11 protein-coding genes are annotated in these 12,757 nt (G+C 66.9%); 8 read left to right on the top strand and 3 right to left on the bottom strand.

From position 1 onward, the window contains the following. The 8 genes from nusA to N5C18_RS21960 all read left to right on the top strand — a co-directional run bounded on the left by nusA (window position 1) and on the right by N5C18_RS21960 (window position 10,438). Window positions 1-1,512 (top strand): transcription termination factor NusA, encoded by a 1,512-nt coding sequence (gene nusA, locus N5C18_RS21995; protein WP_006458580.1) that lies wholly within the window; start codon window positions 1-3, stop codon window positions 1,510-1,512. Between the two features lie 92 nt (window positions 1,513-1,604). Next, window positions 1,605-4,250 carry a translation initiation factor IF-2 gene (gene infB / locus N5C18_RS21990; protein WP_053511689.1) on the top strand — a complete coding sequence of 882 codons (2,646 nt, stop codon included), beginning with the start codon at window positions 1,605-1,607 and terminating at the stop codon, window positions 4,248-4,250. Window positions 4,251-4,374: 124 nt separating this feature from the next. Beyond that, window positions 4,375-4,758 carry a 30S ribosome-binding factor RbfA gene (gene rbfA, locus N5C18_RS21985; RefSeq protein ID WP_005410447.1) on the top strand — a complete coding sequence of 128 codons (384 nt, stop codon included), beginning with the start codon at window positions 4,375-4,377 and terminating at the stop codon, window positions 4,756-4,758. Window positions 4,759-4,863: 105 nt separating this feature from the next. Next, entirely contained in the window at window positions 4,864-5,772 is a 909-nt protein-coding gene (truB, locus tag N5C18_RS21980; protein WP_279945607.1) for a tRNA pseudouridine(55) synthase TruB, read from the top strand. A 174-nt stretch (window positions 5,773-5,946) separates the two neighbouring features. Next, window positions 5,947-6,207, top strand: a complete 261-nt coding sequence (gene rpsO, locus N5C18_RS21975) for a 30S ribosomal protein S15 (RefSeq protein ID WP_005417886.1) — start codon at window positions 5,947-5,949, stop codon at window positions 6,205-6,207. A 151-nt stretch (window positions 6,208-6,358) separates the two neighbouring features. Then, entirely contained in the window at window positions 6,359-8,467 is a 2,109-nt protein-coding gene (gene pnp, locus N5C18_RS21970; protein ID WP_006458359.1) for a polyribonucleotide nucleotidyltransferase, read from the top strand. A gap of 287 nt (window positions 8,468-8,754) precedes the next feature. Continuing rightward, window positions 8,755-9,948 (top strand): glycoside hydrolase family 18 protein, encoded by a 1,194-nt coding sequence (locus N5C18_RS21965; protein WP_279945606.1) that lies wholly within the window; start codon window positions 8,755-8,757, stop codon window positions 9,946-9,948. A 97-nt stretch (window positions 9,949-10,045) separates the two neighbouring features. Then, a complete protein-coding gene (locus tag N5C18_RS21960) occupies window positions 10,046-10,438 on the top strand; it encodes a VOC family protein (protein WP_279945605.1) in 393 nt (130 codons plus the stop codon). 185 nt (window positions 10,439-10,623) lie between these two features. On the opposite strand, the gene N5C18_RS21955 is transcribed toward N5C18_RS21960, so the two are convergent. From N5C18_RS21955 to N5C18_RS21945, 3 genes are read right to left on the bottom strand one after another with little or no spacing between them, the layout of a single operon-like run. Continuing rightward, complete coding sequence (locus N5C18_RS21955; protein WP_053510958.1) at window positions 10,624-12,183, bottom strand: PepSY-associated TM helix domain-containing protein; 1,560 nt, start codon at window positions 12,181-12,183, stop codon at window positions 10,624-10,626. Window positions 12,184-12,193: 10 nt separating this feature from the next. Then, a complete protein-coding gene (locus N5C18_RS21950; protein ID WP_279945625.1) occupies window positions 12,194-12,457 on the bottom strand; it encodes a hypothetical protein in 264 nt (87 codons plus the stop codon). Next, complete coding sequence (locus N5C18_RS21945; RefSeq protein ID WP_040007368.1) at window positions 12,457-12,753, bottom strand: hypothetical protein; 297 nt, start codon at window positions 12,751-12,753, stop codon at window positions 12,457-12,459. Before N5C18_RS21945 ends, N5C18_RS21950 begins: the two co-directional genes overlap by 1 nt. Window positions 12,754-12,757: the final 4 nt, after the last annotated feature.

Below are 12,757 nucleotides of genomic sequence, written 5' to 3'. Positions count from 1 at the left end.
ATGAGCAAGGAACTGTTGCTGGTAGTGGACGCAGTCGCCAACGAGAAGGGCGTGCCGCGTGAAGTGATCTTCGATGCCATCGAGGCCGCCCTGGCCTCGGCGGCGAAGAAGCGCTATCCCGACGAGGAAGTGCTGACCCGCGTGGTCATCGACCACAAGGATGGCAGCTACGAAACCTACCGCCGCTGGGAAGTGGTGGCCGATGACGTGGTGATGGAATCGCCGGACCGCCAGATCCGCCTGATGGATGCCGTCGATGAAGCCGAAGGCGTGGACGTCGGCGACTATATCGAAGAGCAGATCGAGAACCCGGACTTCGGCCGCATCGCCGCCCAGGCCGCCAAGCAGGTCATCGTCCAGCGCGTGCGCGAAGCCGAGCGCCAGCAGGTCGTGGATGCATGGAAGGATCGCGTCGGCGAACTGATCACCGGTGTGGTCAAGCGCGCCGAGCGCGGCAACATCTATGTCGACCTCGGTGGCAACGCCGAAGGCTTCATTCCGAAGGACAAGGGCATTCCGCGCGACGTGCTGCGCGCTGGTGACCGCGTGCGCGGCTACCTGGCCGAAGTGCGCTCGGAGCCGCGTGGCCCGCAGCTGTTCATCAGCCGCGCCGCCCCGGAATTCATGATCGAGCTGTTCAAGCTGGAAGTGCCGGAAGTCGGCCAGGGCCTGGTGGAAATCAAGGCCTGTGCCCGCGATCCGGGCGACCGCGCCAAGATCGCCGTGCTCGCCCACGACCAGCGCACCGATCCGATCGGCGCCTGCATCGGCATGCGCGGTTCGCGCGTGCAGGCCGTGTCCAACGAGCTCAATGGCGAGCGCGTGGACATCGTGCTGTGGAACGACAACCCGGCCAACTTCGTCATCAACGCGATGGCGCCGGCCGAAGTGCAGTCGATCATCGTCGATGAAGACAAGCACTCGATGGACCTGGCCGTGGCTGAAGACCGCCTGGCCCAGGCGATCGGCAAGGGCGGCCAGAACGTGCGCCTGGCCAGCCGCCTGACGGGCTGGCAGCTCAACGTGATGACCCAGGACCAGGTCACCGCCAAGTCGGAGGCCGAGCAGGCTTCGGCCCGCCAGCTGTTCATGGACAAGCTGGAAGTGGACGAAGAGATTGCCGGCATCCTGGTCAGCGAAGGCTTCGGCACCGTCGAGGAAATCGCTTATGTCCCGGTCGGCGAACTGCTGGCCGTGGAAGGTTTCGACGAGGATATCGTCGAAGAGCTGCGCGCTCGTGCCCGCGATGCGCTGCTCAATGAGGCCCTGGCAGTCGAGGAAGGCCTTGAAGACGGCCAGCCGGCGCAGGACCTGCTGTCCCTGAAGGGCATGGACGAAGCCACCGCGTATGCGCTGGCCGGCCACGGCGTGCGTACCAGCGAGGACCTGTCCGACCTGGCCGCCGACGAGGTCATGGACTTCGGCATCGAAGGACTGGATCAGGCGCGCGCCGCTGCGCTGATCCTGGCCGCCCGTGCCGAAGAGATCGCCCGACTGGAACGCGGCGAATGAGCCGGCAATGAACAGGGCCCTGAGCCGCTCAGGGCGTAGAATCCGCGCCACCTCCAGATGCGGGGGGGCGCCCACAAGATCATAGGATCCGAATGTCGCAGCAAACCACCATCCGCAAGCTTGCCGAACTGGTCAACACGCCGGTCGAAAAACTGCTGGAACAGCTGGCCGGTGCCGGCATGAAGTTCAGCGGTCCCGACCAGGTCGTGACCAGCTCCGAGAAGGTGAAGCTCCTGGGCTTCCTTCGTCGTTCGCACGGCAAGCCCGAGCAGGCCCCGGAAGAGACCGATCAGTCTGCAAAGAAGATCACGCTCAACCGCCGGAAGCAGCAGGAAGTGACGGTCAGTTCCGGTCGCAGCAAGACGACCGTGAATGTCGAGGTGCGCCAGAAGCGTACCTACGTCAAGGATGGTGCTCGCGCCATGACGCCGGACGAAGAGCGCGCCGACATCCTGCGCAAGCTGGAAGAGTCGCGTGCGCGCAACCTTGCCGAACAGCAGGCCCTGGCCGAGAAGGATCGTCTGCGCGACGAAGCCATCGTCCGTGCCCGTGAGGAAGAGGTTGCCGCCAAGGAGCGCGCCGAGGCCGAAAAGAAGGCTGCCGAAGAAGCTGCGGCCGCCGCCAAGGCTGCCGAGGCGCTGGCGGCCAGCAAGCCCAAGCGTGCTCCCATCGATGAAACCGCGCCGCGCCCGCCGCGTGCCCCGGCCGCCGCCCCGGCTGCGCCGCGTGGCGCACCGCCGCCGCCGCGCAACGATGACCGCAACAATCGCAGCGCGCCGCGCAACGAGCGTGGCCCGGGCGATCGCTTCGCCGGCCAGATGCACCTGTCGGCCGCTGACCGCGCGCGTCGTGGCAACAGCAACAACAGCAACACCCGGGGTCGTCCGGGCGGCCGCAACCAGTCCGGTGGCCGTCGCGACATGTCGCGCGGTGGCAACAATGCCGGCCCGCACGCCTTCGAGCGTCCGACTGCACCGGTGGTGCGTGAAGTGGCGATCGGCGACACGATCACCGTGGCCGACCTGGCGCAGAAGCTTGCGTTGAAGGGCGGCGAAGTGGTCAAGGCGCTGTTCAAGATGGGCGTGATGGCCACCATCACCCAGTCCATCGACCACGACACCGCCGCACTGGTGACCGAGGAACTCGGCCACAAGGCGATCCGTGCCAACGACAACGACGCCGAAGACGCACTGCTGGCCTCGACCGGTGAAAACCAGGGCGAAGCCACCCAGCGTCCGCCGGTGGTCACCATCATGGGCCACGTCGACCACGGCAAGACCTCGCTGCTGGATTACATCCGCCGCACCAAGGTCGCCACCGGCGAAGCCGGCGGCATCACCCAGCACATCGGTGCCTACCACGTGGATACGCCGAAGGGCGTGATCAGCTTCCTGGATACCCCGGGCCATGCTGCCTTCACCTCGATGCGTGCCCGTGGCGCCAAGCTGACCGACATCGTGGTGCTGGTCGTGGCTGCCGATGACGGTGTCATGCCGCAGACCAAGGAAGCGATCCAGCACGCCCGTTCGGCGGGTGTGCCGCTGATCGTGGCGATCAACAAGATCGACAAGTCCGACGCCGACCCGATGCGGGTCAAGAACGAACTGCTGTCCGAGCAGGTCGTGGCCGAAGACTTCGGTGGTGACACCCAGATGGTGGAGATCTCGGCCAAGACCGGCCTGGGCATCGACGACCTGCTGGACGCCATCTCGATCCAGGCCGAACTGCTTGAACTGAAGGCCGTCGACGAAGGCCGCGCCTCGGGCGTGGTGATCGAATCGTCGCTGGACAAGGGCCGTGGCCCGGTCGCTACCGTGCTGGTGCAGCAGGGCCGCCTGAAGAAGGGCGACTACCTGGTGTGCGGCATCCAGTACGGCCGCGTGCGTGCGCTGTTCGACGAAACCGGCAAGCAGCCGGAGTTCGCCGGCCCGTCCATCCCGGTGCAGGTCCTGGGCCTGTCCGGCGTGCCGGAAGCCGGTGATGACTTCGTGGTGGTCGAGGACGAGCGCCTGGCCAAGGACGTTGCCCAGCAGCGTGAGACCAAGCGCCGTGAATCGCGCCTGGTCGCTACCGCCGGCAGCCGCATGGAAGACATCATGGCGACCCTGGGCAAGGGCGAGGGCCAGCAGGTCCTCAACCTGGTCATCAAGGCCGACGTGCAGGGTTCGGTGCAGGCGCTGAGCCAGGCACTGGTCGCGCTGTCCAACGAAGACATCCGCATCAACGTGATCCACTCCGGCGTGGGCGGCATCACCGAGTCGGACGCCAACTCGGCCGCCGCTTCGAAGGCCACCGTCATCGGCTTCAACGTGCGTGCGGATGCTTCGGCCCGTCGCATCATCGAATCCAACGGCGTGGACCTGCGTTACTTCTCGATCATCTATGACGTGATCGATCAGGTGAAGCAGGTGGCTTCCGGCCTGCTGGGCGTGGAGATCCGCGAAGAGATCATCGGTATCGCCGAGGTCCGCGATGTCTTCCGCAGCTCCAAGCTGGGCGCCGTTGCCGGCTCGATGGTCATCGAGGGCGTGGTCAAGCGCAACAAGCCGATCCGCGTGCTGCGCGACAGCGTGGTGATCTTCGAGGGCGAGCTGGAATCGCTGCGCCGCTTCAAGGAGAACGTCGAGGAAGTCCGCAACGGTACCGAATGCGGTATCGCGGTGAAGGCCTACAACGACGTCAAGCCGGGTGACCAGATCGAGTGCTTCGAGCGTATCGAAGTGCCGCGCACCCTGTAATGCTGCAATGGACCGGCCCTCACGGGCCGGTCCACTCCCTGGTGGGGCCCGACCTTGGTCGGGCCGCTCCTCCTGGTAGGACCCGACCTTGGTCGGGTCACATTTGAATCGAGAGCCCGACCGCGTGCCCAAGACTTTCCATCGAACCGACCGTGTCTCCGCCCAGCTGCGCCGTGAACTCGGCACCCTGGTGCACAACGCCGTGCGCGAGCACGGGTTGCCCTCGGTGAGCGTGTCCGACGTGGAAATCACCCGCGACATGGCCCATGCCAAGGTGTTCGTCACCGCGCTGATGCCGGAACGCTCGGCTGAAGCCGTGGCCGGCCTGAAGGAGCTGGGCTACCGCCTGCGCATGGACCTGGCCCGTGCCATGAAGCTGCGCCACGTGCCGGAGCTGCACTTCCACTACGACGATTCGGTCGACCGTGGTGAGCACATCGACAACATCCTGCGCGACTTGCCCGATACGCTGGCCGCGGAGAAGCGTCGCGAGAGCGACGAAGAATAAGGCAGCGCCGGGCCCGTGCCCGGCGTCTTTCCGTTCCGGCAACGCGATGCCCGTGCGGGCCGCGCTGCGGCAGCCGGGCATGGCCCGGCTCTACAACTTCCTGTCATGACCCGAATTCAGTTCCGCCGCCTGGATGGCATCCTGCTGCTCGACAAGTCGACCGGCATGAGCTCCAACGCCGCCCTGCAGGTGGCCCGTCGCCTGTTCCGCGCCGAGAAGGGCGGTCACACCGGCAGCCTCGACCCGCTGGCCACCGGCCTGCTGCCGCTGTGCTTCGGCGAGGCGACCAAGATCGCCGGCCTGCTGCTGGGCTCGGCCAAGGCCTACGACGCCGAGATCGTGCTTGGACAGACCACCGATACCGACGATTCCGAAGGCCAGGTGCTGCTGCAGCGCCCGGTGCCGGCAGTCAGCGCGCAGGCCCTGCAGGCCGCGCTGGCGCCGCTGACCGGCAGCATCCTGCAGCGGGCGCCGATCTATTCGGCGCTGAAGCAGGGCGGTGAGCCGCTGTATGTGAAGGCCCGCCGTGGCGACGTCATCGAGGCGCCCGAGCGCGAGGTGCAGGTGCACGCCATCGAGGTGCTGGAGCAGCAGCCTGAACGGCTGCGCCTGCGCGTCACCTGCGGCTCGGGCACCTACATCCGCAGCCTGGCCCGTGACCTCGGTGAACGCCTGGGCTGCGGCGCGCATATCAGCGCGCTGCGCCGGCTCTGGGTCGAACCATTCCGCGAGCCGGCGATGGTTACCCTGGACCAGCTGCGGGCGATGGTCGAGGCGGGCGACGAGGCCGCCATGGATGCGCTGCTGCTGCCCCTGGCCGCCGGCCTGGCCGAGTACCCGCGGGTCGACCTCGACGCCGACCAGGCTCACCGGTTCTGTGTCGGCCAGCGCCAGCGCGACCTGTCCTGGCCGCGCGGCCTGGTCGCCGTGTTCGGCCCGGACGATGCTGTCCAGGGGCTGGGCCAGGTCGATGACAGTGGCCTGCTGGCCCCCCAGCGCCGTTTCAACCTCTGACCGGGGCCCGCCCGTTCAGCCCCGGACCTTGTCCCGGAAGCCCCCGGCCGTTACAATTTCGCGGCCGTTTTCCGGCAGCCTGCCTCGCGCAGGTTTCATCCTCGTAGTCCACGGCGAGCCTGGCGGTGCGCGAAGCGCGTTCCTGCCGGCCACGCATCACAGAGAAAAAAGAAAATGTCGATCGACACCCAGAAGGTCATTGAAGACAACAAGCGCAGCGCCGCCGACACCGGCTCCCCGGAAGTCCAGGTGGCCCTGCTGACCGCCCGCATCGAACTGCTGACCGGCCACTTCAAGACCCACAAGAAGGACCACCACAGCCGCCGCGGCCTGCTGCAGATGGTCAACCGCCGTCGCAGCCTGCTCGACTACCTGAAGAAGAAGGACGTCGAGCGTTACAAGGCCCTGATCGAAAAGCTTGGCCTGCGTCGCTAAGCAACGAATCCCCCGCGGCGCAGCGATGCGCCGCGGTTTTGTTTTGTAGCACCGCAATCCCCGATTCAGGCCGGAACGATCCGGCCACCCGCAGGCGGCAAGGGTCGCCGACGGTCCAAATTCGCAGACAGCATCCCCAAGGACACCCTCCGTGGCAAAAATCACCAAAACCTTCCAGTACGGCAAGCACACCGTCACGCTTGAGACCGGCGAAGTCGCCCGCCAGGCCAGCGGTGCCGTCATCGTCAAGATGGACGACACCGTACTGCTGGTCACCGCCGTCGCCGCCAAGAGCGCGCGCGAAGGCCAGGACTTCTTCCCGCTGACCGTCGATTATCAGGAAAAGTTCTACGCCGGCGGCCGTATCCCGGGTGGTTTCTTCAAGCGCGAAGGCCGTGCGACCGAAAAGGAAACCCTGATCTCGCGTCTGATCGACCGTCCGATCCGCCCGCTGTTCCCGGAAGACTACAAGAACGAAGTGCAGATCATCGCCACGGTCATGTCGCTGAACCCGGACGTGGACGGTGACATCCCGGCCCTGATCGGTGCCTCGGCTGCGCTGGCCCTGGCCGGCACCCCGTTCATGGGTCCGATCGGCGCTGCCAAGGTCGGTTACAAGAACGGCGAGTACATCCTGAACCCGACCGTCAGCGAACTGGCTGACTCGCAGCTGGAACTGGTTGTCGCCGGTACCTCCAACGCCGTGCTGATGGTCGAATCCGAAGCCGCGCTGCTGTCCGAAGAAGTGATGCTGGGCGCCGTGACCTTCGGTCACCGCGAAATGCAGAAGGTCATCAACGCGATCAACGAGCTGACCGTCGAAGCCGGCACCAAGCCGTCGACCTGGGAAGCCCCGGCCAAGAACGACGCGCTGATCTCCGCCCTGAAGGAAGCCATCGGCCCGCGCCTGGGCGAAGCCTTCCAGGTGCGCGACAAGCTGCAGCGCCGCGACGCCATCTCGGCGATCAAGAAGGACGTGGTCGAAACCCTGGCCGGCCGTGTGGCCGCCGAGGGCTGGAACCCGGCCGAGCTGTCGAAGGAATTCGGCGAGCTGGAATACCGCACCATGCGTGACTCGGTGCTGGACACCAAGGTCCGCATCGACGGCCGTGCGCTGGACACCGTCCGCCCGATCGCCGTGAAGACCGGCGTGCTGCCGCGTACCCACGGTTCCTCGCTGTTCACCCGCGGCGAAACCCAGGCCATCGTGACCATCACCCTGGGCACCGCCCGTGACGGCCAGGTCATCGACGCCGTTGCCGGTGAGTACAAGGAAAACTTCCTGTTCCACTACAACTTCCCTCCGTTCTCGGTGGGTGAGTGCGGCCGCATGATGGGCCCGAAGCGCCGCGAAATCGGCCACGGTCGCCTGGCCAAGCGCGGCGTGCTGGCTGTCATGCCGTCGCTGGAAGCCTTCCCGTACACCATCCGCGTCGTCTCGGAAATCACCGAGTCGAACGGTTCCTCGTCGATGGCGTCGGTCTGCGGCTCGTCGCTGGCCCTGATGGACGCCGGCGTGCCGGTGAAGGCGCCGGTTGCCGGTATCGCCATGGGCCTGGTCAAGGAAGGCGAGCGTTTCGTCGTCCTGTCCGACATCCTGGGTGACGAAGATCACCTGGGCGACATGGACTTCAAGGTGGCCGGTACCGCTGAGGGCATCTCCGCCCTGCAGATGGACATCAAGATCGAAGGCATCACCGAAGAGATCATGAAGCAGGCCCTGCAGCAGGCCAAGGCTGGCCGTCTGCACATCCTGGGCGAAATGGCCCACGGCCTGACCGCCCCGCGTTCGGAGCTGTCCGACTACGCGCCGCGCCTGCTGACCATCAAGATCCACCCGGACAAGATCCGCGAAGTGATCGGCAAGGGTGGTTCGACCATCCAGGCCATCACCAAGGAAACCGGCACCCAGATCGACATCCAGGATGACGGCACCATCGTCATCGCTTCGGTCAACGCCATCGCTGCCCAGGCCGCCAAGGCCCGCATCGAGCAGATCACCTCGGACGTCGAGCCGGGCCGCATCTACGAAGGCAAGGTCGCCAAGATCATGGACTTCGGTGCGTTCGTCACCATCCTGCCGGGCAAGGACGGCCTGGTCCACGTCTCGCAGATCTCCAGCGACCGCGTCGAGAAGGTCGGCGACGTGCTGAAGGAAGGCGATGTGGTCAAGGTCAAGGTGCTGGAAGTCGACAAGCAGGGCCGTATCCGCCTGTCGATGAAGGCCGTGGAAGAAGGCGACGCCGTCAGCGCCGAGTAATCGACCTCCGGTCGATTACGGTGGGTGTCAACCTTGGTTGACACGCTTCTGGAATCGCTGAAATGAAAAAGCGGGCTTCGGCCCGCTTTTTCTTTGCGTCGACGCAACGAGGAGCCGCTCATACAGGTCGCTGCATGTCCTGCTGCAGTGCATGAGCGCCGCCAGGTGGCCATCGTTCTGTCACGGTTGTGCGGATCGCGCCTGTCCACTGGACGACATGCCGCGACATCCGTACCGCAGGCACATCGGTTTGCTAACGTGGCTGCGCCTTCGAACCGGGAGATCCCATGTTGCGCCAGACCGTGGCTGTCCTTGCCGTGCTGATTGCCGGCGCCCTGCCCATCGCTGCGCACGCCGCTGCGGCTCCGCAGCTACCAATCTTCGGTGCCTACTATCCTGGCGGGTCGGCCGAGCGCTATCCGGTGTCGAGCATTCCGGCCGAACGCCTGACCCACCTGTTCTATGCGTTTTCCACCATTGAAGACGGCCGCTGCACGGTCGGTGCCGAAGCGCCGGCCAACTTCGCTGCGCTGGCCGAACTGAAGAAGGCGCATCCGCACCTGCGCACGCTGATTTCCATCGGCGGCTGGGGCGCGGGCGGTTTCTCCGATGCGGCGCTGAGCGAGGCCAGCCGCAAGCGCCTGGTCGATTCCTGCATGGCGCTGTTCTTCGATCGCCACGCCGGCAGCTTCGATGGCGTGGACATCGACTGGGAATTCCCGGTCAGTGGTGGGCCGAAGGAGCTGGCACATCGCCCGCAGGATCGCGCCAACCTGACCAGGCTCGCGCAGGCGTTCCGCGTGGCACTCGACGCGCGCGGGCGCAAGCAGGGGCAGCCGATGCTGCTGACCGCCGCATTGGCCGCCGGCCGCTTGCAGACCGATGGCCCCTACGATCCGGCGGCCAGCTACGACCTGCCGGCGCTGGCCAGGGTGTTCGATTTCATCAACCTGATGAGCTACGACATGGGCACCGGTTTCTCGGCGGTGTCGACCTTCAACGCCCCGCTGCATGAAGTAGCGACCGATCCGCTGGCGCCGGAACTGCGGCGCTGGAACAACGTGGCCGGCGCGGTGCAGTACTACCGCGACCACGGTGTGCCGGCCCACAAGCTGGTGCTGGGCGTGCCGTTCTATGGCCGTGGCTTCAAGGTCACCGGTGACGCCGCCGATGGGCTGTACCAGGCCTACAGCGCACCGGCCGACGCGGGCGACTGGCGGGTGATCAAGGCGCGCTATCTCGACCAGCCCGGCTGGACGAAGCATTGGCAGCCGCAGGCGCAGAGCCCGTGGCTGTACAACCCGCAGCAGAAGATCTTCATCAGCTACGAAGACCCGCGCTCGATCGGGCTGCGCGCGCAGTTCGCCCGCGAGCAGGGCCTGGCCGGGGTGTTCATGTGGGAGCTGACCGGCGATGACGAACAGGCCAGCCTGCTCAACGCCATGCTTGGCCCGTGGCAGAAGGCCCGCATCGGCGACTGAGCCGCGCGTGGATGCCGGGCGATGCCCGGCGCGATCGGCAACGCCATCGGCCCGAGGCCGCACAGCCAGGCAACGCCCGCAGCGTTAAGCTGCGGGCATGATCCTCATCGACCGCCTCGACCATCTGGTCCTCACCGTTGCCGACATCGAGCGCAGCTGTGACTTCTATCAGCGCGTGCTTGGCATGCAGGTCGTGCGTTTCGGCGCCGGCCGCACTGCGCTGCAGTTCGGCCAGCAGAAGATCAACCTGCACCCGGCCAGTGCACCGCTGCAGCCGCACGCCGCGCAGCCCGCGCCGGGCAGTGCCGATCTGTGCCTGGTCACGGGCACGGCGACTGCCGATGTGCTGGCCCATCTGCGCGCGCAGGCTGTCGTGGTGGAAGAGGGGCCGGTGCCGCGCACAGGTGCATTGGGGCCGATCGAGTCGGTGTACTTCCGCGACCCTGACGGCAATCTGATCGAAGTCAGCCGTTACCCCAGCGGCGCGTGATCCGGCTGCCGTAGAGTCGAGCTTGCTCGACTGCGTGGGGCGAGAAGGCAACGGCAGTCGAGCAAGCTCGACTCTACCGAGGCCGTGTTCCGGGATGCCGTGGCGTCGAGCTTGCTCGACTACGCGGGGCGAGAAGGCAACAGCAGTCGAGCAAGCTCGACTCTACGGAGTGCCGGGCGGGCGCCTCAATTGGCCCAGACGCTGTTGGGATCGCCGTTGCGCGCGCGACGCTGGCTGGCCAGTGCCAGCCGGGCAAAGCCGAATGCCATGGCCAGTGCGATCGCATCGACCCAGAACAGCGGCCAGTGCCCATGCGCGGCCGCGCGCCACAACCAGTCACCGCTGAGGGCGCCGTGCAGCACCGGCACCAGCGCGGTGCTGATCGCGGCGGCCCAGAGCAGCTCGCGTGCCGCCTGGGCCGGGCGGCGCAGTGCCGCCCACAGCGCACAGGCGGCCCAGCTGCCGAAACAGGCCCAGCGGATGCCGTGATCAACGGCGGACGGTGCCACCCGTTCCAGCACCAGGGCGCTGGCGAACGCGACCGAGATCGCCACGCACAGGCCGATGCACACGCCCACCGTGGCCCGTGCCATGTTCACCCCGGAGCGCGGCTGCTGTGGTTGCCGGCGCTTGCGCCGCGATTCGATCCACAGCAGGTTGCCCGAATAGAACAGGAAGGCACCGCCCAGGCCCAGCAGGAAGTACAGCCAGACCACCACGCCATTGCCGAACTCACCGAAATGCAGCGCGTAGGCGGCGCTGAGCGTGGCGTGGTTGGCATCGCGGTGGCCGGGCAGCTGGCTGGCCAGCAGGCGGCCACTGGCGACGTCCAGCGCGACCGAGCCGAGCGGGCCGAGGGTGCCGCTGGATTCACCGGTGATCTCGATGGTGGCATTGGCATCACCGCCGTTGGCCAGTTTCAGGTAGGCCGGTTCGAAATCGGTCACGCCCTGCGCGCGTGCCACTTCCAGCGCGCGCGCATGCAGTTCGCGCAGGCTGCCCGGAGCGGCCGGCACGCCGCTGGCGGCGCGCACGGGCGCGGTGTCCATCGCCGTCGGCACCGCCTGCAGGGCCTTGCCTTCGAAGATGAGCGGGTTGAGCAGGGCGATCTGGATGAACACCAGGCAGAGCAGGGCACCGGTCACCGCGAACATGAGGTGGAACGGCAGGCTGAGCACACCGATCACGTTGTGTGCGTCCTGCCACAGCTGCTTGAGGTTGCGGCCCGGGCGCAGCGCGAACAGGTCGCCGAGCAGTTTCGGCAGGTGGATCACCAGGCCACTGAGCAGGGCCATGCCATACAGCAGGCTGACGATGCCCATCACGTAGATGCCGGCTACCGGCAGGCCCAGGCTGTAGTGCAGCTCGTTGACCAGTTCGGCCAGGCCCGACTGCGGCGGCGTCGGGCTGCCGGCGGTCTGCCCAGGCCAGGCATAGCGCCACCCCCCGTCGTCGGCCTGCCAGTAGGCCAGCGGCTGCGGATGCTCGGCACCGGGGAAGGTCATGCCGACATGCCGGCGTGCTTCCGCATGTGCGGCCAGCACGTCCTCCAGCAGGTACTGCGCGTCATCCAGGCTGGCGGGCAACGCAGTGGCCGCGCCCGGCGTCTGCCACAGCGGCAGGTCGTGGTGGAACAGGGTCAGCGCACCGGCATAGAAGGCCACGAACAGCCCGAAGCCGGCCACCAGGCCGACCCAGGTGTGCAGGGTGGTGAACGTGCGCAGGGTCTGCGAGCTGAACTTCATGCGATTGATCTCATTGCACGGCGCCGGCCATGCGCAGCAGCCCGAGCACACCGAAACCGGCCACCGCGCTGCCGGCCAGGGCCAGCCAGGCATATCCCGCGCGGCGGAAACTGAAGGCCCACAAAGCCGCCAGCATCCACAGCGGCACGAAGGCGATCAGCGCAGGCACCAGGGCGTTCTGCCACGGGCCCGGTGGCAGCCAGGTGACCAGTCCGGTGGCGGCGGCCGCCAGGAAGAAGCCGGCGAAGATGCCGGCAAACGCGCGCGCCCACATCACGGTGTCTCCGCGCCGGGGCGATGCCACGCGGCCAATGCCGGCAGCAGCATCGCCGACAGCATCCAGGTGCACAGCATTGCGACCAGGCCAGCGGCGAAGCCCAGCTCGGCCATCCACAGCCACAGCGATGCGGCGGCGGCAACCAGGCCGATCTGGTGGCCGAGGCGTCCTGCGCGGCGCAGGCGTGGCCAGCGGCAGTGCGGCGAGGCGGCATAGAAGGCCAGCGCCGAGAACATCGCCGCCAGCATGCCCAGGCTGCAGAATCCCAGCGTCGACAGGCCTACCGTGATCATCGCG

It is taken from the genome of Stenotrophomonas sp. GD03930 (assembly GCF_029839665.1).
In the GTDB taxonomy this organism is placed as follows: domain Bacteria; phylum Pseudomonadota; class Gammaproteobacteria; order Xanthomonadales; family Xanthomonadaceae; genus Stenotrophomonas; species Stenotrophomonas forensis.
Note: the sequence above shows the minus strand (reverse complement) of the source record. Positions and strands in the feature narration are given on the sequence as shown.